Origin of the sequence: Rubritalea squalenifaciens DSM 18772 (assembly GCF_900141815.1) — a bacterium.
Classification (GTDB): Bacteria; Verrucomicrobiota; Verrucomicrobiia; order Verrucomicrobiales; family Akkermansiaceae; genus Rubritalea; species Rubritalea squalenifaciens.
The window spans coordinates 165,209-190,282 of record NZ_FQYR01000004.1 but is presented as its reverse complement, the minus strand read 5'-3'; the positions used below and the strand labels follow the sequence as shown (position 1 = coordinate 190,282).

At 52.7% G+C, this 25,074-nt stretch carries 23 protein-coding genes; 16 read left to right on the top strand and 7 right to left on the bottom strand.

What is annotated here, in order from left to right; genetic code table 11:
• Positions 1-10 precede the first annotated feature (10 nt).
• Both BUB27_RS11015 and purD read right to left on the bottom strand, forming a co-directional pair.
• Positions 11-310 carry a DUF971 domain-containing protein gene (locus BUB27_RS11015; RefSeq protein ID WP_143183903.1) on the bottom strand — a complete coding sequence of 100 codons (300 nt, stop codon included), beginning with the start codon at positions 308-310 and terminating at the stop codon, positions 11-13.
• Positions 311-319: 9 nt separating this feature from the next.
• On the bottom strand, positions 320-1,573 hold the full coding sequence (gene purD, locus BUB27_RS11010; protein ID WP_143183902.1) for a phosphoribosylamine--glycine ligase: 1,254 nt from the start codon (positions 1,571-1,573) through the stop codon (positions 320-322).
• A 94-nt stretch (positions 1,574-1,667) separates the two neighbouring features.
• Here purD and BUB27_RS11005 point away from each other — a divergent pair, with 94 nt between their 5' ends.
• The 6 genes from BUB27_RS11005 to BUB27_RS10980 all read left to right on the top strand — a co-directional run bounded on the left by BUB27_RS11005 (position 1,668) and on the right by BUB27_RS10980 (position 9,203).
• Positions 1,668-2,489 (top strand): SecDF P1 head subdomain-containing protein, encoded by an 822-nt coding sequence (locus BUB27_RS11005; protein ID WP_143183901.1) that lies wholly within the window; start codon positions 1,668-1,670, stop codon positions 2,487-2,489.
• Positions 2,490-2,670: 181 nt separating this feature from the next.
• The gene (secD, locus tag BUB27_RS11000; RefSeq protein ID WP_143183900.1) at positions 2,671-5,178 is read left to right on the top strand and encodes a protein translocase subunit SecD; all 2,508 of its coding nucleotides are present in this window, start codon (positions 2,671-2,673) and stop codon (positions 5,176-5,178) included.
• Positions 5,179-5,403: 225 nt separating this feature from the next.
• The gene (ald, locus tag BUB27_RS10995; protein WP_143183899.1) at positions 5,404-6,519 is read left to right on the top strand and encodes an alanine dehydrogenase; all 1,116 of its coding nucleotides are present in this window, start codon (positions 5,404-5,406) and stop codon (positions 6,517-6,519) included.
• Between the two features lie 116 nt (positions 6,520-6,635).
• Positions 6,636-7,787 carry a MalY/PatB family protein gene (locus BUB27_RS10990; RefSeq protein WP_143183898.1) on the top strand — a complete coding sequence of 384 codons (1,152 nt, stop codon included), beginning with the start codon at positions 6,636-6,638 and terminating at the stop codon, positions 7,785-7,787.
• Positions 7,788-7,863: 76 nt separating this feature from the next.
• A complete protein-coding gene (locus tag BUB27_RS10985; RefSeq protein ID WP_143183897.1) occupies positions 7,864-8,565 on the top strand; it encodes a hypothetical protein in 702 nt (233 codons plus the stop codon).
• A gap of 17 nt (positions 8,566-8,582) precedes the next feature.
• On the top strand, positions 8,583-9,203 hold the full coding sequence (locus tag BUB27_RS10980; protein WP_143183896.1) for a hypothetical protein: 621 nt from the start codon (positions 8,583-8,585) through the stop codon (positions 9,201-9,203).
• 57 nt (positions 9,204-9,260) lie between these two features.
• Here the strand turns inward: BUB27_RS10980 and BUB27_RS10975 are convergent, their stop codons facing one another.
• Together BUB27_RS10975 and BUB27_RS10970 are read right to left on the bottom strand one after the other, a co-directional pair.
• Positions 9,261-9,749, bottom strand: a complete 489-nt coding sequence (locus BUB27_RS10975; RefSeq protein WP_143183895.1) for a hypothetical protein — start codon at positions 9,747-9,749, stop codon at positions 9,261-9,263.
• A 56-nt stretch (positions 9,750-9,805) separates the two neighbouring features.
• A complete protein-coding gene (locus tag BUB27_RS10970; protein ID WP_159434919.1) occupies positions 9,806-11,236 on the bottom strand; it encodes an MATE family efflux transporter in 1,431 nt (476 codons plus the stop codon).
• 145 nt (positions 11,237-11,381) lie between these two features.
• On the opposite strand from BUB27_RS10970, the gene BUB27_RS10965 reads away from it, so the two are divergent.
• The 3 genes from BUB27_RS10965 to BUB27_RS10955 are packed head-to-tail and all read left to right on the top strand — an operon-like array spanning position 11,382 to position 12,871.
• The gene (locus tag BUB27_RS10965) at positions 11,382-11,942 is read left to right on the top strand and encodes a YqgE/AlgH family protein (protein WP_143183893.1); all 561 of its coding nucleotides are present in this window, start codon (positions 11,382-11,384) and stop codon (positions 11,940-11,942) included.
• Positions 11,943-11,947: 5 nt separating this feature from the next.
• The gene (gene dtd / locus BUB27_RS10960; RefSeq protein ID WP_143183892.1) at positions 11,948-12,400 is read left to right on the top strand and encodes a D-aminoacyl-tRNA deacylase; all 453 of its coding nucleotides are present in this window, start codon (positions 11,948-11,950) and stop codon (positions 12,398-12,400) included.
• Between the two features lie 42 nt (positions 12,401-12,442).
• Positions 12,443-12,871 carry a hypothetical protein gene (locus BUB27_RS10955; RefSeq protein ID WP_143183891.1) on the top strand — a complete coding sequence of 143 codons (429 nt, stop codon included), beginning with the start codon at positions 12,443-12,445 and terminating at the stop codon, positions 12,869-12,871.
• Between the two features lie 7 nt (positions 12,872-12,878).
• Here the strand turns inward: BUB27_RS10955 and BUB27_RS10950 are convergent, their stop codons facing one another.
• Complete coding sequence (locus tag BUB27_RS10950; protein WP_143183890.1) at positions 12,879-13,568, bottom strand: pseudouridine synthase; 690 nt, start codon at positions 13,566-13,568, stop codon at positions 12,879-12,881.
• Between the two features lie 16 nt (positions 13,569-13,584).
• Positions 13,585-14,793 carry an FtsW/RodA/SpoVE family cell cycle protein gene (locus tag BUB27_RS10945; RefSeq protein WP_234991737.1) on the bottom strand — a complete coding sequence of 403 codons (1,209 nt, stop codon included), beginning with the start codon at positions 14,791-14,793 and terminating at the stop codon, positions 13,585-13,587.
• 153 nt (positions 14,794-14,946) lie between these two features.
• Here BUB27_RS10945 and BUB27_RS10940 point away from each other — a divergent pair, with 153 nt between their 5' ends.
• From BUB27_RS10940 to BUB27_RS10920, 5 genes are all read left to right on the top strand, one after another.
• Complete coding sequence (locus BUB27_RS10940) at positions 14,947-15,360, top strand: hypothetical protein (protein WP_143183888.1); 414 nt, start codon at positions 14,947-14,949, stop codon at positions 15,358-15,360.
• 52 nt (positions 15,361-15,412) lie between these two features.
• Complete coding sequence (locus tag BUB27_RS10935; RefSeq protein ID WP_159434918.1) at positions 15,413-16,726, top strand: polysaccharide deacetylase family protein; 1,314 nt, start codon at positions 15,413-15,415, stop codon at positions 16,724-16,726.
• Between the two features lie 43 nt (positions 16,727-16,769).
• Positions 16,770-18,167, top strand: coding sequence for a signal recognition particle protein (gene ffh / locus BUB27_RS10930; RefSeq protein WP_143183886.1), 1,398 nt, complete (start codon positions 16,770-16,772; stop codon positions 18,165-18,167).
• A 90-nt stretch (positions 18,168-18,257) separates the two neighbouring features.
• Positions 18,258-18,965 carry a Bax inhibitor-1/YccA family protein gene (locus BUB27_RS10925; protein WP_143183885.1) on the top strand — a complete coding sequence of 236 codons (708 nt, stop codon included), beginning with the start codon at positions 18,258-18,260 and terminating at the stop codon, positions 18,963-18,965.
• Between the two features lie 101 nt (positions 18,966-19,066).
• Positions 19,067-19,714 carry a hypothetical protein gene (locus tag BUB27_RS10920; RefSeq protein WP_143183884.1) on the top strand — a complete coding sequence of 216 codons (648 nt, stop codon included), beginning with the start codon at positions 19,067-19,069 and terminating at the stop codon, positions 19,712-19,714.
• A gap of 56 nt (positions 19,715-19,770) precedes the next feature.
• Here BUB27_RS10920 and BUB27_RS10915 read toward each other — a convergent pair whose 3' ends face one another.
• Positions 19,771-22,968: a PVC-type heme-binding CxxCH protein gene (locus tag BUB27_RS10915; protein WP_143183883.1), complete on the bottom strand. Its 3,198-nt coding sequence runs from the start codon at positions 22,966-22,968 to the stop codon at positions 19,771-19,773.
• Between the two features lie 321 nt (positions 22,969-23,289).
• Between BUB27_RS10915 and BUB27_RS10910 the strand changes: the two genes are divergently transcribed.
• On the top strand, positions 23,290-23,961 hold the full coding sequence (locus BUB27_RS10910; RefSeq protein WP_143183882.1) for a sigma-70 family RNA polymerase sigma factor: 672 nt from the start codon (positions 23,290-23,292) through the stop codon (positions 23,959-23,961).
• A 2-nt stretch (positions 23,962-23,963) separates the two neighbouring features.
• Positions 23,964-25,043 carry a hypothetical protein gene (locus BUB27_RS10905; RefSeq protein ID WP_143183881.1) on the top strand — a complete coding sequence of 360 codons (1,080 nt, stop codon included), beginning with the start codon at positions 23,964-23,966 and terminating at the stop codon, positions 25,041-25,043.
• The last annotated feature ends 31 nt before the right edge of the window (positions 25,044-25,074 follow it).

Below are 25,074 nucleotides of genomic sequence, written 5' to 3'. Positions count from 1 at the left end.
GCGTTAGATTCTATCTCTCCAGTTTGCGCAGGTACTCGTAGCTGTAGATGCCGGTACTGTGGCCATCAGCCCACCAGAACTGGAAGGCGTAGCCCCCGATGTTTTCCCAGCGCACCAGCTTGAAGCTGTTCTCGTTGTACTCCACGTCACCGAGACTGATGATCTTCCCTGTCACATCCGGCTCCCCCTGGCACTTGGCACAGGGGCAGGCACGGCGGAGATCCTCGTACTTCACATAGGTCTCGAGGCCATCACTCCAGGCGAGGGCCACCTCATCACCAATGCTGGCGATATTTTCACAGCGAAGCATGAGGAGAAATTAGAAGTTGAAGGTACCGATATCTGTACGGCTCTGCATTCCATCGAAGCTCACCTTCTCAAGCTGAGCATAGGCAGCCTCCACGGCGGACTCACGGTCGGAGCCACCAGCCACCACTGCGAGAACACGGCCACCATTGGTTTCCCACTGGCCTTCAGCATTCTTACGGGTACCGGCGTGATACACGCGGGCGGAATCATCCACCTCTTCCAGACCGGAAATCACATCACCACTGCGGGAGCTTTCCGGATAGCCGGCAGAAGCGCGCACCAAGCATACACTCCAACCCTCACTGAAAGCAAGTAGCTCGCTCTTCAGATCACCTTTCGCTCCAGCCTCACAGAATGCAGCCAAGTCACCACCGACGATCGGCATCACAGCCTGGCATTCCGGGTCACCAAAGCGACAGTTGTATTCAATAATCTTCGGACCAGCCTCGGTGATCATCAGACCAAAGTAAATAAATCCACGGTATGGCAGACCATCCTTCACCAGACCATCCACGGTCGGCTTGACGATCTCAGCCTCGATGCGGTTGAGAAGTTCTTCGCTTACCAGCTGACGAGATGCCACTGCCCCCATACCACCAGTGTTCGGGCCATGGTCACCATCCAGCGCGCGTTTGTAGTCACGGGCAGGTGTGAAGATCAGGTATTGGTCATCCACCACAGCCGCAAAGACGGAAACCTCCGGACCGATCAGGCATTCTTCCACGAGAAGACGGCCATCACCGAAACGGCGCTCCACCATGACTTCCTGCAGGAACTCCTCGGCGGTCGCTTCATCCGGGCAAACGGCTACGCCCTTGCCAGCGGCAAGTCCATCAAACTTAAGTACGGCCGGGTAGACTCCATTGATCGCCGCACGGGCCTCTTCAATATCTGCACAACCTGTAGCGTCACCAGTCGGGATGTTGTGGCGCTTCATGAATTCCTTAGCAAATTCCTTACTCGCTTCAAGCTGGGCACTCTGCTTGTGAGGCCCCCAACACGGGATGCCAGCCTTCTCACAGAGGTTTGCCAGACCTTCGCCTTTGACGAGGTAGCTTTCTTCACCAGCCACACAGAGGTCGATGTTGTTCAGGCACATCCAGTCGATGAGAGCCTCCAGGCCATCTACCTCAACACACTCGGCAATCTCGGAAATCGCATCACTACCCGGGAAGCAGTACAGCTCGGTATCGGTAGCAGAATCATTGAATGCGGAAATCAACGCGTGCTCGCGTCCGCCCTTACCAACTACAAGAATCTTCATATCTGGGCAGAGTCAAAACCACCCCGCCCCATCATCCAAGCCCAATCGCACACAAGTTTGACTTACTCCTTCCCCCTGACCTAGTCTCGCCAGCATGATGAAACGTTTTGCCATCTTAGCAGCACTCACACTCTCCGCCTTCTCCCTTCATGCAGAAGAGAAAAAAGAGGAGAAGCCCTCCTCATACATCTTCGTTCTAGAAGTCTTGGTGAACAAAGTTTTCAACAAGGAAACCAAGCAGGAGGAAGTTGTCCCAATCACACCTCTGAAGATGGATGATACTGTAAACTCCCTCAAGAAACGCTTAAAAGACAATGGCACCTTTGATGCCTCCATCACCGTAAAAGGAAACCGCATCGAAATTCAAATACCTAAACCAATTTCCCCAGACGAAGCCAAGCACCTTAAAGCACTCTTCACCACCTCTGCTATTCTCACACTCCACAAACGCGATCCTAGGCATAATCCTGTACTTGCCGAGAAAGTCTTCAAAGGTGAAGAAATCGTCCCAGGCGCGCGCGCCTACGAGTATCCACAGACAGATCCCAAGACAGGTAAGGCCATCGAGTCCAGCTATGTTCTAGTAAAGCGTCGAGCAGCTATCAGCGCTAAAGATATCAAGCACGCCAATCCGAACTACGCTACCGGGACTGAAGTTCAAATCACACTCACTGATGATGGCACCAAAAAGATGGAGACCTTCACTAAATCCCTCAAACAGGGCGAGGATCACATTGTCTGTATTTTCGATGGGAAAGTCATGATTGACGCAGTCCTGAACGCAGAGAAATTATCCAAAATATTTGTCATCAGCGGATTAGATAGCCTCGAAGAATGTGAGCAATTCAGCAGAGCCTTACGCAACTCCCTCCCAAACAAGATAGACATCATTGAATTTAAGAGCGTTACCCAATAACCCCTTGCACTTTCTCCTTCTACTCGCCCTCGCACGTCTAACCAGCGAATCCCCCCGGAAATCGGAACTAGCGATTGACGCAGAGGCAAAACAAGTTCATGAACTCCCAGCTCTTTTTTAATAAAGGGCTCGGAAAGGTCGTGCCCAAGCGCGGCCACCAAACCAGAATATACCCATTCTTATGATCAATTCATTAGCAGCAGGCACAGGCAGCGACACCACGATGGTCCTCTTCTCAGGGGTCTCTCTACTCATCCTCCTGTTCTGGTACCTCGCCACGGAAAAAGAAAAGGTGAAGCGTAACGTCGGCACCGTCATCGTTACCGCCATCACCGTTCTCTCCCTCTTCGCCATCATTTCTCCGAAGAACCTCTATCTGGTAGCCACCGGAGAGAAGACCTTCAAAGAAGCCAACAACCTCCAGGCCGGTATTGAAATCGTCGGCGGTACATCCTTCATCATCGAAGTGAAGGAAAACAAGGTTTTCAACGAAGAAACTGGACAGGAAGAGACCGTAGAAATCACTCCGGAGGCGATGGATACTGCCAAGACTATCTTGGAAAACCGCCTCAACGAAAGTGGTACTCTCGATGCTCCGGTAACCATCCAGGGTAACCGCATCGAGATCCAGATCCCGAAAATTTCCACCGCAGAAGCAGACCGTCTCAAGGAACTCCTGACAACTACTGCCAAGCTCACTCTCCACAAGCGCCACGACCAGCACAATCCAATCCTTGCTAAGCAGGTTTTCGACAAGGAAGAGATTGTCCCAGGTGCCCGCGCCTTCCCATACACCCAGAAGGACCCTAAGACTGGAGAAGAATTCACCACCTACGTTCTAGTTGAGCGCCGTGCGGCTCTCGGAGGTAAGGACATCGCCCGCGCGACTCCGAACTACGCCACCAATACTGAGGTACAAATCACTCTCACCAGTGAAGGTACTACAAAGATGGAGGACTTCACTAGTTCTCTCCAGCGTGGACAAGACCACATCGTCTCCATTCTTGACGGCCAAGTCATGAACGACGCCGTCCTCAATGCGGATATCCTCTCCAAAGTTTTCGTCATCAGCGGCCTCGACAACCTCGAGGAGTGTGAGCGCCTTGCCAAGGCTCTAGCCAACCCAATGGAGAACGAGATTGAAGTCATCGACGAGCGCTCCGTTTCCGCCACACTCGGTGAAGCAACCGTCAAGCAGGGTATCAATGCTGGTATTGCTGGCCTCCTGATCACCATCCTCTTCGTCATCCTTTACTACCGCTACTCAGGCATCATCGCCCTGGTCGGTCTTGTGATGAACATCATCGTCCTCTTCGGCGCCATGGCACTCTTCGGAGCCTCTTTCACACTGCCAGGTATTGCAGGTATCATCCTGACTATCGGTGTGGCTGTGGATGCTAACGTTCTGATCTACGAGCGCCTCCGTGAGGAACTCGCCAAAGGCAAGTCCGTACGTGCCGCTATCTCAGCCGCCTACGACAAAGCCTTCTCCGCAATCTTTGATGCGAACATCACTACGCTCCTCACCGCTCTGATCCTCTTCTGGAAAGCCACCGGCTCCGTGAAGGGCTTTGCTGTGACTCTCACCATCGGTATTCTCGGCACCCTGATTGCCGCCCTCCTCTGCACCAGAGTTCTCTTCTGGTGGAGTTCAGACACAGGAGCACTCAAGAAGGTCAAGTTCCTGAACTTGATCCCTGAGCGCTATATTGACTTCCTTGGCAAGCGTAAGATCGCCTTTTCCCTCTCAGCCGTCCTCATCGTCGGCGGCATCGGCTCCCTCGCCCTCAAGGGCAAGGAAGACCTCGGCATCGACTTCGTAGGTGGTGAGATCACCCGATTCGAGGTACCAGAGGGCGTCACCATCACTCAAACCGAAGTGGACGCTATCATCAATAACGTCGAAACTGAAAAGAACGTCTCATCCCAAATCGAGACGGTTACTGGCCAAGGCTCCAATATCGCGATCAAATCCAGCCGTGAGGATTCCGAGATCGTTAAGCAAGCTATCCGTGCCAACCTTCCTGGTTTCGACGAGGAGGTTCAGATCGAGGACAAGAACTCCGGTAAAATGGTCGAGGATTACAAGATTCCTTCCAGTACAACGAGTGTCTCCCCGACTCTCGGTGGTGAGTTCCTCGCCAACGCGATCTGGGCACTGGCATTCGGTATTTTTGCCGTCCTGATCTACATCACCCTCCGCTTCGAGTTCTCCTTCGCGGTCGGTGCCTTCCTCGCACTGGTCCACGATATTCTGATCTCGCTTGGTATCCTAGTCATCTTCAAGCAGGAGCTCTCCCTCATTCACGTGGGCGCCTTCCTGACCATCGCCGGTTACTCCATTAACGACACCATCGTGGTATTCGACCGTATCCGTGAAGACCTCCAGACCAAGCGCGGCGAGATCCGCGACGTGATGAACAATGCCATCAGCGCCACCCTATCACGTACGATCATCACCTCCATGACCACATTCATGGCTGTACTCGTGCTCTTCATCTTCGGTGGATCTTCGCTGAAAGCCTTCTCCTTGGCCATTATGCTCGGTGTGATCGTGGGTACTTACTCATCCATCTTCATCGCCTCTCCGATCGTTTACATCTTCTCCAAGATCCGCGGCATCAACCTCCGCCGCGAGCTTCTGGATGCCAACCTCGAAGCCGAGGTGAATCCTGCTGGCAGGAAGTAAACTGACAGAGACTAAGATCGATTTCAAAACGCCGGCTGGAAACAGTCGGCGTTTTTTATGCCCCTGTGGTGCAATTATCCATAAAGGACTGTCATTTTACACAAATCGTCAAAACCTGAGAGAAATTCCTTCCATAAGTCATTCGTGGCGTTATAGCTCTCCCGCAATCGGGAATGGTAATATTCACTCCGCATTGCTCTCACTACACATTACCACACTCCATCTATGAATATCGGTATTCCAACTGAAATTAAAAACCAGGAGCACCGCGTAGCCATGATCCCAGCCTCTGTTGGCGATCTTGTGCGCCGTGGACACACCGTTTTCGTCCAAAAGGGCGCAGGTGAAGGCTCCAGCTACACTGACGATCAGTATGAGGCCAATGGTGCAACCCTCGTAGACACCGCCAAGGATGTTTTCGAGAACGCGAGTCTCATCGTGAAAGTCAAGGAACCTCAGCCATCTGAGGTAGCCATGCTCAACGAGAGCCACACTCTTTTCACTTACCTTCACCTTGCAGCAGACAAGACACTCACTGAGACACTCACAGCCTCTGGCTGCACTGGCATTGCCTACGAGACAGTGGAAGTCAACGGACGTCTCCCACTGCTCGAGCCGATGTCCGAAATCGCAGGCCGCATGTCCTCCATCGTTGGCGCCTATCATCTAGCCAAGCACAATGGCGGCCGTGGGGTCCTTCTCGGCGGCGTTCCCGGCGTTCTTCCTGGGCGCGTAGTTGTGATCGGCGGGGGTACCGCTGGTGTCAATGCAGCCCGAGTCGCCCAAGGTATTGGCGCAGATGTAACCATCCTTGAGGTGGACTTTGACCGCATGCGTTTCCTCGACATCACCATGGAAGGTGCTCGCACCGTCTACTCCAGTGAAGCCAACCTTGCAGAACTGCTTCCTCGTGTTGACCTGGTCATTGGTGCCGTTCTGGTTCCAGGCGCTGCCGCACCAAAACTCATCAACCGTAAGATGCTCAAGCTGATGCCAGAAGGCTCCGTCTTCGTGGATATCGCTGTGGACCAAGGCGGCTGCTCAGAAACCACACGCGCCACCACACACGAGAACCCAACTTACTTCGAAGAAGGCGTACTTCACTACTGTGTGGCCAACATGCCTGGCGCTTATGCACGTACTGCCACTCAGGCCCTCAATAACGTGACTCACCGCTGGACGACTCTGATCGCCGAGCAAGGCGTAAAGAAAGCCGCAGAGATGCACCCAGCACTCATCGGCGGCATCAACTGCATGCAGGGCAAAGTCACTTGCCAGCCAGTTGCTTCCGCACACGGCATGGAATACACTTCTGCCAAAGCAGTCCTCGGCATCGACTAATTTAACAAGGCGTCCCACCTTTCTCTCATCAAAGCCACCCCTCAACCGGGTGGCTTTTTTCTATCCATAAAAATTACACTTCAAACCAAGCCCTAGAAAGGCCACAGTCAGCACATATGAACTTCGACACCATCATTTCTCGTCGCGGCACTGGTAGCATCAAGTGGGACAGACGTCCTGAACTGGATCCCTATTGGGTGGCCGATATGGATTTTGCATCCGCAGACGTCATTTTGGATGCCATTCGCAAGCGCGTGGACCACGGCATTCTTGGCTATGCGCAAGCGCATGAAGGAGTCGTCGAAGCAGTGATCCAATACTTCTCTAGCAGGCACAACTACACCCTCTCAGCCGATCACCTTATCCATCTAGGAGGTCTCGTACCCGCCCTCTCACTGGCTGCGCGAGCATTCACCCAGCCAGGTGATGCCCTACTCACCTGCACCCCGGTCTACTACCCCTTCCTCGGTGTGGGCCACGATGCCAAAATCGACACCATCGCCGTTCCACACATTGAACAAGACGGCAAGTGGACATTCGACTTCGAAGGCATGGAGAAAGCAGTCACTGAAAACACCGAAGTCTTTCTGCTTTGCAACCCTCAGAATCCGCTCGGGCGCAACTTCACCAAAGAGGAAATCATCAAGGTCGCAGAGTTCTGCAAGCACCATGATCTTCTCCTCGTCTCCGATGAGATTCACTGTGATCTCGTTCTGAACGAAGACGAGCAGCCATTCTTCTCTGCCGTCCACCTGCCGGAAGAGCTGCGAGAGAAACTCATTGTCCTTCAGTCCCCATCCAAGACCTACAACATTGCAGGCATGGGCTACGCAGTCGCCGTCATTGAGAACGACACGATCCGCCGCAAGTTCCTGGCGGCGAGAGGACATACTCTCCCGGAAATCAATTGCTTATCCTTCTATGCCGCTGAGGCCGCCTACAAGCACGGCGAACCATGGCGCCAAGAGCTGCTCGCCTACCTGCGCAAGAACCGCGACACTCTGACCGACTTCGTCACCAATGACCTTGAAGGAGTCAGCGTACCATTCAACGAGGCCACTTATCTGGCCCTGCTCGACTGCCGACCACTCGGCCTCGAAAACCCGGCTCACTTCCTGGAGAAAGAGGCGGGACTCTTCCTCTCTGACGGCGCTCCATTTGGGGCTCCTGGACACGTGCGATTCAACTATGGCTGTCCTCACTCACGCGTCCAAGAAGGACTGGAAAAAATCCAGCAGGCATTTTCTAAAATCAAGGTTACAGCCTAGACGCAGAACATGCTTTGAATTTGACAAGCCTAGGGATGCCCAGCATACCTAGGCTAGTACATTTGCTTTTATCAAAATGAATCATCTCAAGACTTTCCTAACTAGCGCCCTGATTGCCGGCACCTCAATGAGTGCCTACGCTGACCTGAGCATCCCCTACGGCATCGAAGCGCTTACCTCCTACCGCTCCGAGTACGTACACCGCGGTTTCGAGCTTGCTAACGACACGATCGACTTTCAACTCAGCTCAAGAGTGAGCTTAGCCAACGATTTCTCTATCAATGCGACCGCTTGGTACAACAACGAGTTAGACGATGGTGACTTCAACGAGTTCGGCATCTACTTGGATCTCCGCAAGGACATCGGCGACATGACCTATGCTTTGGGAACCACCTTCCATGATTATGATGATTCATTCTTTGAAGATGGTTTTGATATCTTTGGTAGCGCCACATGGCACATCAACAAATGCGTGGATCTCGGTGCATCCGTGAGCTACGACACAGGTGCTGACGGTTGGTATGGCGAGCTCTTCAGCTCATACTACTACAGCATCAACGACCACTCCTTCGTGACACTACGAGGCGGCGTCAGCGCGGTTGATGGTTACTACGGACGAGAAGGCTTCAATGACGTTTTCGCCAAGTTAGCCTACACCTACGACATCAACGAATCGGTTTCCGTATCCCCCTATATCGCTACGTCCATTCTGTTGGATGGAGACGATCTCGGCAACGACTCCTTCTATGGGGGAGTTTACTTCGCTGTTTCTTTCTAACGTAACACCCTATTACCGTGCGGCAGATCATCGCTTTAACCCTGGTATCCGTCTTCGCGTTTCTCGGCATCATCTTGATTAAAGAGTACCGCCTAGGACAGATCCAGGACCAGAAATCATCAACCAATCAATCTGCCGCCGCCTCCCCTGCAGCCAGCCAGCCAGCCGCCGAACTAACGGCTCCAGATCCTAAACCGAAGCCTGAGGAGAAACCAGACGACATCCCAGAAGCTCCACCGGAAGAGCCAGTCATCGAGGTCACAGCGAAGGCTCCCGAAGCGATCATTGGCACTTTTGCCATCGATAAAGCGCTTTCTCAGCAATCTCTGGTAGAGCGAAATTACGGTACCGATCTGGATGCCGAAGCACTGATCACCGTCTGGCCTCTTCTGCTTATCGATTTTGACGGAAAAGTCTTCAAGATCGATGACGGGACTTCCGAGCGAAAGCAATACTTCCAACCGACTGAGCAATCGGACAAACAGCTCACCATCCCACTCAACCTGACAGGCAATGAAAAGCCAGTCCCCTATGTCATGACTTGGGATGAGAAAGGATTCTGGCTAGCCTACCCCGTCAAAAAACCGGGTGGCGAGGAAAACTTCGAGGCCCGCATCCGCTTCAAGAAAATCAATTAACACAAAAGCGCCGGCAGAGTCACTCTACCGGCGCTTTTAAGTAAATCATCATGAAGGTTACCCCTCTTGGGTTTCACCATTCCCGAAGTAGTCTTCGAAGACCTTACCAGCCTGCTCCATCTTCTCACCGACACCTTCCATCGCTTTACCGACTTTGATCGCCAGCTCTTCCCTCTCGAGCATATTCATCATAGCGGCACCAGCACGCGGGCCAAATTCCTGCACCTTAGCAGCAAATTTCTTCTCCAGCTCCGCCTTCTTCTGGTCACTAGGCTTATCAAGTTTGGAAAGCCGCTTGGAAATTGCCAGCATGTCATTACCAACCTGGTCGATGTCCTTCACCGCTTTATCTGCACTAGCCTCATCCTTGACGCTCTCAAGAATGACAATCAACTGATTCAGCTTAGCCATAGTCTCATTCGCCAGAGCATCCACAGTATCAGCTCCCTTGGCTGCTGGGGTCTTTGCCTCAGTTTCAGGTTCAGCTGTGGCCCACATAGGCAGTGCCATCACAGCGATTGCGCAGCAGAGTAATTTCAATTTCATACTGCCCACAGATCTAGCCCATATTTTGGAGCTAGCAAGCTAATAAACAAGGTGTTCTAGACTTCAGTATCCAGCCATTTACCACGGAAATGCAGGATCACGAAGACAATCGCTTGCACGACCAGATCGGCAGACATGATCATCCACACCATGGTCAAATCCGGATTCCAATGCTGTGCAGCATAGGTCAAGACACCGATCCGAATACAGATCATCACGCTGAACGAGCCAGCCATCACGGTCTTCGTAGCCCCTACTCCGCGCATGGAAATCTTCATCACCATGGCCGTAGCAAAGAATGGCTGCACGAATCCAATAATTCTGAGTACTCGAACCGCAGCTTCAGCCTGAGCACCACCGCCAGGACTCATCAGTGCCACCAAAGGCTCAGCAAACAATATCAGGCAAATACCCGCCAGCCCCATGGTCAAGACCGCAAGCCCCCAGCAGACACGTACCGCATGCCTGGCCAATTCCTTGCTCTGGGCTCCCAAGTACTGACCAGCCAGCGTAGAGGCCGCCATACCAAGTGCAAATCCCGGCATGAAGCTCAAACTTTCTATCTGCACAACCATGCCGTGCGCTCCCACCATACCTTCCGTCTCAAGACCTGCCACCACTCGGACACCATAGGCATGGATCGCCCACATCCCGATGATTTCCACGAACTGGGGAATGCCCACTTTCACCACCCGCTTGATAGTCTTGCTCTCCCATCGCAGATTTTCACGCCGGATAACTACGACAGCCTTGCCCTCAGCCGCAGGGCGTAATGTGTAAAGCACCACGAGGGCTCCAGCCAGCCAGCCACCGACAGTTCCCAGCGCCAGGCCACTGACTCCATATTGCTCCGCAGGGAGCACATAGAGCATGAGCCCGACACTCATGGCGACATTCACGATATTCACCACCACCATGGCGTAAAACGGGGTAAGCGTGTCACCTCCAGCTCTCTGGCAGGCATTACACACAAATAAAATTCCACTCAATGGGGCCGCCAGAGAAATCCAGGTAATGTACTGGTTCGCATAATGAGCCGCGATTTCCGTGAGTCCAAACATGGAGATCAGCTGCCCCCTGAACAACCACAAGAGAAGACCACTCACACAACCAGACAAAGTGCCCAGCACCATTGACTGCCCTGTGGCCTTTTCCACCAGTTCTTGATCACCGGCCCCAAAACCTCTAGCAGCCAAGGCTTGGGCTCCAGTAGCGATCGCCCCCTGCATGATCATCATCAGCCAGCCTACATACATGGCCAAGCCCATGGTATCCATGGCGGCCACCAGCTCTTCTCCTACAAACATGCGGCCCGCAATAATACGGTCAGCAAAGCTTACCAGAGTCCCCATCATGTTCTGAAGCAAGGGCCAAAGAGCCAAAGCGATGATCTGCCGGGGCAAGGAAAGCCCAGCAAGTCTTCCGCCTAAAGTAACCGGCACTGCCGACTCTTTAGCCTCCTGACTCACTGGTATCGATTCACTCATATAGACAAGCGTTCGGCTATCCGAACGCTCAAGAGTCCTAATCAAGCATAGCAAATTTGCAAACGCATATACTAAAATACCGAATACGTCAGCAAATCTCCCCTTCCGTCTCAGCTGAAGCGAGGGTAAACTCAGGGCAGCAACCATGTTAAGACCACCCATCAGCATTCCTCTCCCTAAGATCGTTGGCAATCTCCTTCTGGCTGATCCAGCTCTGAGGGACGGCATTTTCAATAAGAGCGTGGTCTACATGTTTGAGCACGACAGAGAGAGAGGTTCAGCAGGCTTCATCCTGAACCACCACACAGGGCGCAACGTCGGAGATCTGGTGGACGCAAAGGAACTCAAGCCCCTCAAAGATATTCCCGTCTACTATGGCGGCCCGGTCCAGGACCAGCAACTCCACTTCGTCAGTTTCAGCTGGGAAGGCAGCAAACTCGTGCTCGATACAGAGGTCAGCGCCGAGGATGCCATCATCCTCCACCACACGGGCGACTCCTACCTGAGAGCCTTCGTAGGCCACTCAGCCTGGAGCAAAGGTCAACTGGCCGGCGAGCTGGATAGCGAGTCTTGGTTTACCGCTGCACCTCCAAGAGACCTCATGGATAAAACTCAGGACAATTCGCTCTGGAGTTACGTGCTCTCCCACCTATCTTCCTACCACCAAGTCGTCTCCCTCACACCAGAAGATCCTTTTCTTAATTAACCATCATGAGAGTCATCATTCAGCGCGTCTCTGAAGCCTCAGTCACTATCAACCAACAAGTCACCGCCTCCATCAACCGTGGATTTCTCATCCTCCTGGGAATCGAAGAAGCGGACACGCCAGAAGACGCTCTCTGGCTCGCCGGTAAAATCGGCAAAATGCGTATCTTTGCGGACGATGCCGACCTCATGAATCTCTCGCTGACTGACATTGATGGCGAAGTACTCGTGGTATCCCAGTTCACCCTCCATGCCGCCACCAAAAAAGGAAACCGCCCATCGTTCATCAGAGCGGCCCGCCCCGAACAGGCCATTCCACTCTATGAGGAATTCCTCGCGGCAATGACCGCCCAGATCGGCAAACCCTGCCAGGCTGGCGAGTTCGGTGCTGACATGAAAGTCGCCCTTATCAACGACGGCCCCGTGACCATCTTCATGGATTCCAAAAATCGCGAATAATTATCATCCTCATTTCACCCTCTATAGCCTAGTTTCACTACGATGTTCAGTATTGATCCAGTCTCCATCCAGTTCCATATCCCCGCCACGGACCATCTCGGAAAAAACCATGTCGAAGGCAAAATCAGATTCATGCCTGACCATGTAGATTTAGACTGGCGGATCAAAGGCAACGTCTTCCGTGGAGGCAACCAAGAGGTCCAGAACATCAAGCTTCCTTATTCAGAGATCGAGCATGTGGAGTTCCGCAAGAAATGGTGGAAGTTCCGTGACATCATCCTACGCATTTCCAATCCTGCACTCGTAGAGGAGATTCCCGGAGTGGAAATGGGAAAAATGGTCCTCGAAATTGACGAACGCTCACGCGAGGAGGCAAAGAAGCTCACCACCCTCATCGACTTCAAACGCTCCGAATTTCTCTTGGACGAGCAAAACAAGAGGCTTGAGGCCATGACTCAGGGACTGGATTAAGCCTTTGTTAGAACCGGGAGATTTCGTCCTCGCTGAGTTCATAGAACTCACCTGGCTCCAAGTCACGGAGTCCAATCCCGCCTACGCTTTCACGGTGTAAACTCTCCACCTTGTTCCCCATCGCACCGAACATGCGCTTCACCTGGTGATACTTGCCTTCAGTCAATGTGAGTAAGCCCTCCCTCTCGCCGAGTATTTTCAGCTTTGCTGGAAGAGTCGCCTTATCTTCACCTCGGAGCATGATACCTTTGGCAAACTGCTCCACATAGTCTTCATCAATAGGATCGGCCGTCTCAAAGCGGTAGACCTTTTCGCAGGCATGCTTGGGAGAAGTCACGCGATGGCTCCATTGACCGTCACTGGTAAGCAGCACCAATCCCGTGGTATCCTTGTCCAAGCGTCCGGCAATATGCAGATCCTTATGCGTGAATCCATCCACCAGATCGATCACTGTCTCAAACTCCTCGTCCTTGGTCGCACAAACGACATCCACCGGTTTATAGAGGGCGAGATAAACATCGCCACTCTTCGTGATCACCACACCATTTACTTCCACCTCATCTTGCTCAGAGACCTTCTTGCCTTGATCTCTGACAACCTCACCATTCACCAAGACCCGTCCGGCCTTAATTGCCATTTTGGCCAGTGAACGCGTCGCCTCAGAGTGCGTCGCGATAAATTTATCCAGTCTATCCATGATCTAATAAAAACTCCTACTTCGCCTCACCGCGTTGCACACCCTCATTCGGGTTGCTGCGCTCCGCCCCACGTATCTTACCGACTACCGGCTTACTCCCCCTCTTGGACAAGGTGACCTGCTCATCTTCATCCACCTCCGTCTGAATCTTGCGGTGCACCCAGACACTCTGCACAAGCCCCAGCATAAACATACACATCACCACGAAGGTTCCAGAGTAGGAGATCAGCGGGAGCGGAATCCCTGTGATTGGTGTCAGCAAAATGCACATACCGATGTTCTCAAAGATGTGCGCGAAAAACAAAGCCACCACGGAGGCCACCAAAACCTGACCACTCAGATCCCGGCTATAAAAACCGATAAACAAACAGAGAATCAGCATCACCCCAAAGGCAGTCACTAGCAACAGGCTTCCACGAAAGCCCTGCTCCTCACCGAGCACGGCGAAAATAAAGTCGTTGTGCGCTGTCTTCCAAGGAATGTAGCGCTTGGCGTGCAGTGAGCCTTTATCTTCTCCCGCATTCCAGCCCGTACCCTTCCAACCAGCCTTGCCCACCGCCATGGAGACATAGTGCGGAGCGTAGGCATCACCAGAGATATCCACCTCACGATTATTGAGCATGTCCAGGTACAACTCGATACGCGCTGTACCACGCTCACTCTGCTTGGGCAGCACGATAAAAAACAAAGGAGGAACAGCCGCCAGACCGATCAACACCATGAAAGTCAGATACCTGAAAGGAACCCCACCCACGAGCATGATCACTCCCACCACGGGGAGCCATACGAGCGCGGATCCCATATCACCCATCATCGCCACCATAGCAAAGGGAACCACTGAAAATATTCCGATCACCGCTACCTTCACGATAGGGAGTCCAAGCAAAGGGTGCCACTTCGGCAACTCCTGAAGCATGCTGGCAAGCATGATAAAGCCGGCTACGATCATAAACTGGGCCGGCTGGAAATTAAGCCCCCCCAGATTCAGCTGGTGAACCTCATTCCCCACAGCTAATGCAGCTCCCATCAGACCTAAACCCACCAAATACATAGGTATCGCGAGATATTTTATCCAACGATAGTCGATCAATGCGGTCACAAAATACACAGCAGCCCCGACAAAAATCCAGTTACGCTGTCTATTGGCAATATCCTCGCCGCCCACGGAAAGGTGCCGAGCAGCACTCTCAATGCCATAGACACCATAGATCAGCAGCCCGAACATAATCAGTACAAGCGGCCAATTTAATCCCAAAAATTTTCTTAGAAACGGTGTCATCCCTCAGCAGACCTACGCAGCTTATTCCTCCCCCCTTGCAAGACAAGCACCATCATGTGTAGAAATAACTTAGTTCTCCAGATAAGCATCACCCACATCATGAGCCAACCGAATCCATACACAGCACCCCAGTACTATTCAGAGGCCGACCTCCAACCAGACTTTTCTCTGACCCCGATCAATATTGTGGTCACCTCCTGGGAGAAACTTCGTGTCTGGTTCAACCTGATTCTACTTTTTCCCGGCATCGGCATCCTCATCTACGCCGCGAATCGACTCCATCTCACCGAAATGGATCTCATCCGAGGGGCAGTATCCTGTGCACTCGTGGGGAACTTTCTCTACTTCTTTGGCCCCTTGCTTGAATTTTATATCTGCGCCGTAGGCAAAAGAAACCCCTCCAAAAAGGTACGTCACTACCTCTTCATAGGAGGTATCGCCGTTGCCTTCACCATGTTTGCCTTCTGCGTAGTCTATGCCAACAAAGTCTTTATCCCACGCGACCTTGGCTAATAAGTGACTTTTCAAATGGGGAAGCTCACGTATGCTTCCTTACGTCGCACCCATGAAAAGACTTTTCCCTACAGCTTTACTTCTTGCCCTACTGCCCTTTTCGGCGCTGCTGGGACAAGATTCTGCATCCAGCCCTGGTCCTGCGGAGACTCAGGCCGAGACACCCGCGACCCCTTCTTCGGCTCCGGCCACCGCTTCTCCCGAAACCTCCGATCCTACCGTCTCAGACGAAACGGAGGACGCCACCCGGATCTCCGTGCTCGGCTACCATGAATTTTCTGCAACGGAGAAAGCGACAGAAATGCGTATCCCTACCGCCAAGTTCCGGCTGCAAATGCAGGCCATCAAAGACCTTGGCCTGAATGTCATCACGCTTGAGGACTTCATCGCCTGGAAACAGGGGAAGAAAACTCTGCCCGACCGTTCTATCTTGATCACCATCGATGATGGCTGGAAGTCGGTTTATACAGACGCCTATCCTATCCTGAAAGAGTTCGAATTCCCCTTCACCCTCTTCCTTTACAAAAACTATGTCGACGGAGGAGGCAAGGCGCTCACCAGTGAAATGATCGCCGAGATGCAGAAGTACGGGGCATCGGTCGGCTCACACTCGACCTCACACCCTTACCCATCCACCGTACGCAAGGCCCAGCGCAAAGGACCGGAGGAATACCAGAAATTCCTGAATGCGGAGATGGGTGACTCCAAGAAATTTCTCGAAGCCAAGTTTGGCTCCCCGATCATTACTTACGCCTATCCCGGTGGATTCCACACTCCAGAGATGTTTGATACTGCCGAGATGGTCGGCTATAAGCACCTGTTCACCGTCAAGCCTGGCAAGGTCAAACAAGACACCAACAACATGGAGATCCCGCGCTACATCATTCTGGGCACGCACGATTCCATTTTTGAGTACGCCACCTCATTCCGGGCTACCGGCAACTCCCTGGGATCTGCTGGCGCCATCATCCAGACGACACCGCATCCGGTCACACCTGCTCCCGGGGGCAGCACGGAAGATAGACTTCCACTCATCAGTGCGGACCTCTCTAAAGTGGAGGGTCTCGACCCTGAGTCACTGGTCATGAGAGTGTCAGGCTTTGGCCTGGTTCCTGCCAAATTTGATCCCGCCACGAAAAAATTCTCTTGGAAAGTGAACCGTCGTCTGCGCAAACCCACCTGCGACGTCTCTGTGCAGTGGAAACTACAGGAGAAGCCTGATATGGAAATGCCGATGCGCTGGACCTTCGTCATCAACCGCGAAGCCGCCTACCAGCCAAAGACTGCCCCATCGCTCCCACAAGCCATTCAAGAGAAATCAAACGAAATCATCCCCCAAGATCCGGAGAACAAGAGCTCCAACTAGCATTTCTCCCCGCCGACCATTTTACCAAACGCCTATACAATTTATGTTCAATTCACTCTCAGACTCTCTCGAGAACACCTTCAAGAAACTCCGTGGCCACGGCAAGATCTCGGAGAAAAACATCTCTGACGCCCTGCGCGAGGTGCGCCTCTCCTTGCTGGAAGCTGACGTGGAATTCTCTATCGCCAAAGACTTCATCAACAAGGTGAAGGAAAAGGCCCTTGGTGAGACGGTGATGAAGTCCATCAAGCCAGGTGAACAGATCGTCAAAATTTTCCACGACGAACTGACTGAACTCCTGGGTGGCGACCAAGTACCTCTCGATCTGAACCCGCCGGCGCGCATCCTGATGGTCGGTCTCAACGGTGCAGGTAAGACCACCACGTCTGCCAAGCTCGCGATGCGCTTGAAGAAAGAAGGCAGACGCCCTCTCCTCATCGCTTGTGACCTTTACCGCCCGGCAGCGATCGAGCAGCTCGGCACACTCGGTGCTCAGATTGATGTCCCAGTCTACAAGCCAGACGCTTCTGAAACCAATCTCGTCAAAGTCGCTAAAGACGCTCTCAAGTGGGCTGAAGACCAGAACGGCACCGTTCTCATCTTCGATACCGCCGGTCGTCAGGAAATCGACGAAAAGCTCATTGAGGAACTCAAGGATCTCCACAAATTCCTCGATCCGAAAGAGACCTTGCTCGTAGCAGACGCTGCCACCGGTCAACAGGCAGTCTCCGTAGCCAATCATTTCGATGAAGCCGTTGGTATTACCGGTATCGTCCTGACCAAGCTGGATGGTGATGCCCGTGGTGGTGCCGCCCTATCCATGCGTGGTGTCACTGGCAAACCGATCAAGTACATCGGTGAAGGTGAGAAACTGGAGAATTTCTCCGAGTTCCACCCCGAGCGAATGGCGGGCCGCATCCTCGACATGGGTGACGTAGTCTCCATGGTCGAGCAAGTAGCCGACAAGATCGACGAAGAGAAGGCCATGAAATCCGCCAAGCGGATGCAGGAAGGCAAGTTCGACTTCAACGACTTCCTCGACCAGATGGCCATGATCAAAAATCTCGGGCCACTTGACGGACTACTCGGCATGCTTCCAGGCATGAAGAAGCTCAAAAAACAGCTTCCTGCCGATGCCCTCAACACAGACAAGTTCAAGCACATGGAGGCCATCGTACTCTCCATGACTCCTAAAGAACGCGAGCGCCCTGAAATCATCAAAGGCACTCGCCGCAAGCGTATCGCCAAAGGTTCCGGCACCACCATCATTGAGGTCAACCGACTGCTTAAGCAGTTCGGTGAGATGCGCAAGATGATGCGCTCCAAGGGCAAGATGAAACAGATGATGAAGCAAATGGGCGGCATGGGAGACATGAAAGACCTTCTCGGCGGCCTTGGCGGCATGGGTGGAGGCAAAGGCGGCAAAGGCCTGCCATTCTAAGCCACACCTCCTAACACCGATTTTTTCCGATTTCTGTTGCTGGAAACGGAAACTAGCCTATTTTTCGACAAAATAGACAGACCAAAAACAATGTACGACAATCCTTACGCATCCCCATACAGCGTTGCTGCACAGCCGGTAGACATTCGCTCTGAGTTCATCAAGAAGACATACATGCACCTTGCTGGAGCTATTGGCCTCTTCGCACTGCTAGAGTACGTTTTCCTGCAGATACCAGCAATGAGAGCCCTCGCTACAACCATGACCACTGGGTTCAGCTGGCTTATCGTTATCGGTCTATTCATGGTGGCCTCAATGGTCGCTCAGAAATGGGCACACAGCGGCACATCCAAAGGCATACAATATGCAGGTTTGGCACTACTCTCCACTGCCTATGCTGTTCTGTTCCTGCCAGTCATGCTTTTTGCCACCGCCTATGCTCCTGAGATCATTACTCAAGCTGCAATTATCACAGCCGCGATGACACTGGGCGTGACCTTCATTGCTTTCACAACCAAGAAAGACTTCTCATTTCTCGGAGGGTTCTTGAAGATCGGTGGATTTGTGGCCTTAGGCCTGATCGTAGCCTCAATTTTCATTGGCTTTAATTTAGGAATCATCTTCTGCGCCTTCATGGTCGTATTTGCCTGTGTTGCCATTCTCAAGGACACTTCGGATGTCCTCCATCACTACGGCTCTAACCAGTACGTGGCGGCATCACTTAGCCTTTTCGCCAGCATCGCCCTGCTGTTCTGGTATGTGATCCAGATCCTGATGTCTCTCTCAAGCAACGATTAAGCAGAAGCATTTCCAAGTAGATTTCACCAAAGCGCCTTGGGTTATCCCGGGCGCTTTTTTCATGCTCGTGTTTCATCACCGCTCTTCCTAACGTCTCGCTCATGGAACACATCGACATCACCACCCGGCTCATGCGCCAAGCTGATCAACACAGCCGCGTCACTGCTCCCGTCCTATTACTGGGTGGTCTTTTCTCTGTCGTCATCGGCACTGCTTCCTCTATCTACTACAACCGCCTGATCACTGACGATATAGCCTCAATCACAGTCACGCCCTCAGCATGGCTCCTTCCTTGGGCAATAGTCCTTATCCTCACGCTGATCGCGCTAGTTGTCTTTGTCAGTCGCTACTCCAACGCTACGAACCAGAACATCCTCAGCCCCGGCTTTAAAACCGTCCTCCGCTCCATGCTACCATCACTGCTCTCTGGAGCAATTATTACCAGTTCTGTCGTCACTGAAAATGTGGATTCCGCTATGTTTACCTCCCCCCTACTTCTCGTCTTTTACTCCCTATCGCTCTTCTCCATCCGTCTCTTCGTGCCTAAATCCATCCGCATCCTCAGCATCCTAACTCTCGCGCTTGGTCTGGCTTTTTGGTTCGTCAGCATGAGCCTTGGCAAGATGGAGGTCGACACCTTCCACCTCGCCAACTTCTACATGATCTTTGGTTTCGGCCTGCTACAGATCATCACAGGTGCTGGCTCCTTGCTGTTCGAGCGCAGCCAACTACCGCCGCTCAAGAAATAAAAAAGCAGAGAGTCTCGTGACCCTCTGCTTGGTAAATGTTTGAGTTGGGAAAGCGCTTACTTCCAGCTCTGGAGGTAGGCTGTGATGTCCGCTACATCCTGCGCGGAGAGACCAAGCTGATCGGCTGACAGCATTAGGGAGCGCTTCATCCACTTTACCTGCTTAATGCGGTTCTTTGGCACCAGCTGAGTCACGCCACCTGTAGAGGTGATGATGTGTGGGTCAGCCACACTCGTGATCAGACCGTGAATCTTCTGGCCATCCTTCAGAGTAATCTCTTGTCCCTTGAAGCCATGAGCCAGGTCTGCGGAAGGATCTACGATGCTGCGGACGATCGCCTCCTTGGCCTGTGTAGCGCCCCATCCTTTGAGACCGGGACCATAGTCAGGACCAGCTCCGTTGATATTGTGACACATCACACAGCGCATGATCGTCTGAGCGCCCTTGGCTTTATCGCCAGTCAGCTTCATCACATCCTCCACCTTGATGAGTTTATCCTGAGGAGTCGCAGCCGGCACCACGATTGGGGACAGTTTGATATTCTCAGGGTCGTAGATACCACGCTCCTTGAGTTGCTTGGAGAGCTTCATATGAGCCCACTCACCAGTACCGCGTCGAAGCAGCCAGAAAGCAGCCCAGTCTTTCACGGAGCTGTCCGCAGCCGCGACATCCAGCAGAGCATCCGCTGCACCACGATCGTTGATGAAAGAGAGAGTCTCCACGGCCAGCATACGCTGCTCTTTGCTCAGCTCTTTACTCAAGGCACGAGCCTTCAGATCTGCTACGCCGGAAACCGGCCAGAGACGCCAGGTTAGTTTCGCAAAGGAATCACTCCAGGTCTCAGAGCCACCTGACACCATGGCAGCCTTGATCGCCTTCCAGACAGCATCTTCCTTCTTCACCGCACCAAGACCGATGGCCTCGACACTGTTTTTGTCCTGAGTATCGCAAGCTTTGGCGAGAGCCACAAAGATGCTTGCGCTTTCATCCGCCGTGTACGGACGCAAGGAGAGGGCCACATCACGGCGTACCGCTGCATCAGGATCACTGGCGAGTTTCTCTGCGTAAGGCAGAATGTTTACCCCAGCACGACGCAGGGCACGATAGGCGACCATCCGTGTTTCTGGATTATCCGAATTCAACAAAGTCTCACACTTCGCGTGCCCATCTTTACCCAGATAAGGCAGCAACCAGATTGCACGAGATGCCACCCACTTGTTAGGGTGAGCAAGTAACTTCTCGACTGCAGGCAGAGATTTTTCACCACCTTCTTTCAGACGCAAGAAACCAAGATGACGGACATTCACCGCAGGACTTTCCAGCGCGGTAATTTGCCCTTCAATGGTATTCAGGTCGAACTCTGGGACTTGCGGTTTAAAGCCTTTAGGAGCGATACGGTAGATGGCTCCGGAGCAGCTGTTATCAATGGTAGCGTGACCACCGACACGACCGTCGTACCAGTCAGCTACATACAAGGCTCCATCAGGTCCTACACAAACATCAGATGGGCGGAAAAGCACCTTCTCATCTGAGGCATCCTTTAGCTGGCGTAATTTACTGGTGTGGTCAGCACCTACATAAGCCTTATCCAGATTCGTGGTAATGAAGTCCATAGGATCAAGCTCGAAGCCTGCACCTCTCGCCTTTGGCTTGAACCCGAAGATCACATTTCTCGCTGCGTCACTGGCAAGGTAGGTACCAGACCACTTCTCACCGAGTGCCCCATTCTCATAGTACGTCACACCGGTCGGTGAACCGGGAGCGTAGACATGACCGACTTCGAAGGTTCCTGGATCCTTTTGTCTCCAGTGAGCGCTAGAAACCGGATCTCCAGGGCGCTGCTGCGTCTGCCATGTACGCTGACCGTCCAAGGTGAAGTAACCGGCACTACCGTACTCTAACACATAGGAGTTACGGCACGCTGAGTAGTCATCGTTATCATTTTGGAAAACATCACCCATGGAGTTCACGGTCTGCTCATAGCTGTTACGGTAACCATGCCCCATGATCTCCACATTGGTGCCGTCAGGGTTCATCCTCACACCAAAACCGGAAGTCCAGACATAGCCGTCATCACTGGCAGCACCGCCAAGCTTGTGCTGATCCACGAAATAGCGGCCACCACCTCCGCGGTAGACACCATTCATGCGGAAGGTTTTACCAGACTTGTCGGTAAAGATCGCTCCGCAGTTACCATTGTTGAAGTACCACTTCCCGTCAGGGCCAGCGGTTACTGAGTGAAGGGAGTGATCATGCTGGGCAGCATTAAAGCCAGTCATCATGATTTCCTTTTTGTCGACCTTCGGGTCAAACTTCAGGTCGCGGTTCACATCCGTGTATTTCACAAGATGAGGCGGCTGAGGAACAATCACCACATTGTCAAACACAGCAACACCCAGAGGACATTCCAGACTAGGGTCCTGCAAGAAGGTGTGACTGGAATCAGCTTTACCATCACCATCCGTATCTTCGAGCACCACGATTCTATCTCCCTCAGGTCGGCGTCCTCCCTTGCTACGGTAGTTCACACCCTCAGCTACCCAGATGCGCCCTTTGTGGTCGACATCCATGTTGGTCGGATTGTAGAGCATTGGAGACTGCGCCCATAGAGTGACTTCCAGTCCTTCAGGTACGCTGAAACGGGAAACATCCACGATCTGAGGAGCCTCACTAGGCACCCATCCGAGATCGGAGTTGATCACCCTAAACTTAACCGATGCCTTATCAGAAGCCAGTGCTCCACCGTCATCCAGAGCACCCGTGGCCATGAGCTTCACGGCACCCTCTGGCACATTGAGTGTAATCACGGACGGAGCATGTCCCCCAAAGCCTTTAACCTGCTTGCCTTCAACCTTAAGCGGAGACTTGCCATCCGCAGCTTGATCGACGCCTAATTTCCCCCAACCCTGCTGCTGGCTCTTGATATCTTTCTCGCCGATCGCGAGTTTTTTACCGTCAGCAGTCACGAAAGCCAGGTCATACCAGCTGATCCAGTCATAGCTGTTGCCATCCACATCCTCAGCCTTAAGCATGACAGTCTGCAAACCTGTGACGTCCACTTCAAAGCTCTTGCTACGCTTCTCGTCTTTGGCCTTGATGACCTCACTTTGCGCCAAAATCTGAGGCTTCCCGGCCCCCTTTTCACCAGACTTCCCGGCATCTGCTATGGCGATGCCCGCTACTACCACGGGAGCAGCAAGCCCAGCGACAGCACAATGGCGTTTCCAGTTCTGTTTTATCGTCGATTTTCTCATAAGCTAAATCTTCTGTATCGGTGGCTATCTACTTAGGAAGTAAGTCTACCTCACCTCCTCTTGGACCACAATGATTCTGGAGTGAGTCCATGAGAGGCGCAGATGAGCCATTCTACTAAGACATTTCTCAAGATGATCGCTTCTGACATTTATTTTCGCATTTCCTGCAAATTGGCATGATTATGACACAAGCCAACACATCCTCCCTTTTCCCAAGACCCTAGAGTAGAGAGCACTTGTCGTCCTAGCGCATCTCCTCCTAGTCTGCGGCGGTATCATTTTTGGAAATGATTCCTCCCACGAGCTAGTATACTGAAACCAATGAACCAAGACTCCACTCACCTCAGCGAGCCGAACGGCGACGACACCAAGTCGCCATTCTCGCCGAATAGTGAAGTCTCTACCCACCCAGCTCTCTGGCAAGCCGCTCAGAGTGAAGCAGCTCTAGACTCACTCGGCCCCAAACACGCCGAGGTCAAACAGTTCACCCAGCTCTACCTTGCAGCTCAACCGTCACTGCGGGCCTTCCTCTCTACCATCGTGAGAGATCCCGCCGCAGTAGAGGATTGCCTGCAGGAAACATGCATCGTGCTCTGGAAGAAACGTGATCCATCCTGGGATATCGAGGATTTTCGAAGACTTGCTTTTACCTGCGCTCGCTTCAAAGGGCTAAGCTGGCTGAAAAAGAACAAGCCGAACCTTAAGACCTCCCTCTCCCCGGACATCACCAAGAAGCTCTCCATGAAGGTGGCCGAGCACGAACAGCGCAATGCCAACAGACTGTCCACTCGCCTCGATGCCATGAGGCACTGCCTCGATCTTCTCTCAGACAAGCAACGCGAGATCATTCAGGCGCGTTACGAATCCGACCAGGCTGACGCTCTCGCCAAAATAGCCTCTCGCATGAACCGCTCGATGGATGCTATCTACAAACAACTGGAACGCATCCGCACCTCGCTGCGCAAGTGTATCCAGAACCAGCTCTCTTCCTAACCATGCCGCAAGACACACCATCCTCCACTGATCCTGAGAATGATGCCACTTTGGTGCATTTGGTGGATGCCTTCATCGAGGACCGGCTCAGTGAGGAGGAAAAATGCGCGCTGGAGGAACGCTTGCTCAATGACGAACAAGCCATGGACTATTGCGCCGACCGCATCGGCTTCCACGCTGACATGCAGCAACTACTGGAACCTATCCGGGTAGAAGTCATTCAGAAGAGACATTTTGTCTTCGAACGAAAGCACGGTCTGCCACGCTTTGTGCTGCGCGAAAGTCAAGTCACCCAGGTGGGCAATCCGAGTACAGGCACAACTATCGAGATCCCCCCTCAAAGAGTCGATTCCAAAGACTTCAAAAAACGGATTCTCATCATTGGAGCTCTGACTCTGACCCTCATTCTCGCCCTCGTGTGCTACCTGGTCTGGAACAACCAGAAAAACAGTGCCTCCACCACGGCTCCTCACCTCGTACTGAGAAACGCAGACTTCGAGAGCACGAGTCTAGCCGAAGATGAAGACGCCTTCAGCTACATGCTCATTGACTGGCAAGATCTCTTCATGACGACCCGGGCTGGCATCTGTGATATTTCCAGATTCAGCGAGGGCAAGATCACCGCTCCCTCAGGCACCAACGTGGCCATGCTCAAGCCCAAGAGCTATCTCACCCAGCGTCTCAGAATGTCCGATGACACACCGCTCCGGGTAAGCCCAGGCCTCCATATCCGTGTCAGAGGCAAAGTCATGGCAGAAGACACCAGTGAGCCAGCATCACTGAGGCTCGCTCTCCGCGTTGTTCAAAGCATTATCCCTGAAATGGTTCAGTACGAACCCAAGCACGTGATGATCCCATTGGAAGGTCAGAATTGGATGAATTTTGAAGCTGACTTCATCCTTCCTGATGATCCTGAGGACATGGCTCTGACGCCGAGCGACGTGATGGTGGAATCCAAAGTCGGCCAAGAGTTCAATATCAATGGAGAGCCTCTCACCCTCTCCATCGATAACCGGACAAAAACCACGATCTTCTTGGACGATCTCTCCATTGAGATCCTCTGTGACAAGACAAACCATTAGCGTTTTTTCACCCGTCCCAAAGCTTGCCATC

Coding starts and splice junctions, on each gene's coding strand:
- BUB27_RS10970 (WP_159434919.1), bottom strand. CDS start 11,236: ATGAGTGAATCGATACCAGTGAGTCAGGAGGCTAAAGAGTCGGCAGTG.
- BUB27_RS10985 (WP_143183897.1), top strand. CDS start 7,864: ATGAATCATCTCAAGACTTTCCTAACTAGCGCCCTGATTGCCGGCACC.
- ffh (WP_143183886.1), top strand. CDS start 16,770: ATGTTCAATTCACTCTCAGACTCTCTCGAGAACACCTTCAAGAAACTC.
- BUB27_RS10920 (WP_143183884.1), top strand. CDS start 19,067: ATGGAACACATCGACATCACCACCCGGCTCATGCGCCAAGCTGATCAA.
- BUB27_RS11015 (WP_143183903.1), bottom strand. CDS start 310: ATGCTTCGCTGTGAAAATATCGCCAGCATTGGTGATGAGGTGGCCCTC.
- ald (WP_143183899.1), top strand. CDS start 5,404: ATGAATATCGGTATTCCAACTGAAATTAAAAACCAGGAGCACCGCGTA.
- BUB27_RS10935 (WP_159434918.1), top strand. CDS start 15,413: ATGAAAAGACTTTTCCCTACAGCTTTACTTCTTGCCCTACTGCCCTTT.
- BUB27_RS10955 (WP_143183891.1), top strand. CDS start 12,443: ATGTTCAGTATTGATCCAGTCTCCATCCAGTTCCATATCCCCGCCACG.
- BUB27_RS11005 (WP_143183901.1), top strand. CDS start 1,668: ATGATGAAACGTTTTGCCATCTTAGCAGCACTCACACTCTCCGCCTTC.
- purD (WP_143183902.1), bottom strand. CDS start 1,573: ATGAAGATTCTTGTAGTTGGTAAGGGCGGACGCGAGCACGCGTTGATT.
- BUB27_RS10945 (WP_234991737.1), bottom strand. CDS start 14,793: ATGTTCGGGCTGCTGATCTATGGTGTCTATGGCATTGAGAGTGCTGCT.
- BUB27_RS10925 (WP_143183885.1), top strand. CDS start 18,258: ATGTACGACAATCCTTACGCATCCCCATACAGCGTTGCTGCACAGCCG.
- BUB27_RS10915 (WP_143183883.1), bottom strand. CDS start 22,968: ATGAGAAAATCGACGATAAAACAGAACTGGAAACGCCATTGTGCTGTC.
- secD (WP_143183900.1), top strand. CDS start 2,671: ATGATCAATTCATTAGCAGCAGGCACAGGCAGCGACACCACGATGGTC.
- BUB27_RS10940 (WP_143183888.1), top strand. CDS start 14,947: ATGAGCCAACCGAATCCATACACAGCACCCCAGTACTATTCAGAGGCC.
- BUB27_RS10965 (WP_143183893.1), top strand. CDS start 11,382: ATGTTAAGACCACCCATCAGCATTCCTCTCCCTAAGATCGTTGGCAAT.
- BUB27_RS10905 (WP_143183881.1), top strand. CDS start 23,964: ATGCCGCAAGACACACCATCCTCCACTGATCCTGAGAATGATGCCACT.
- BUB27_RS10990 (WP_143183898.1), top strand. CDS start 6,636: ATGAACTTCGACACCATCATTTCTCGTCGCGGCACTGGTAGCATCAAG.
- BUB27_RS10910 (WP_143183882.1), top strand. CDS start 23,290: ATGAACCAAGACTCCACTCACCTCAGCGAGCCGAACGGCGACGACACC.
- dtd (WP_143183892.1), top strand. CDS start 11,948: ATGAGAGTCATCATTCAGCGCGTCTCTGAAGCCTCAGTCACTATCAAC.
- BUB27_RS10950 (WP_143183890.1), bottom strand. CDS start 13,568: ATGGATAGACTGGATAAATTTATCGCGACGCACTCTGAGGCGACGCGT.
- BUB27_RS10975 (WP_143183895.1), bottom strand. CDS start 9,749: ATGAAATTGAAATTACTCTGCTGCGCAATCGCTGTGATGGCACTGCCT.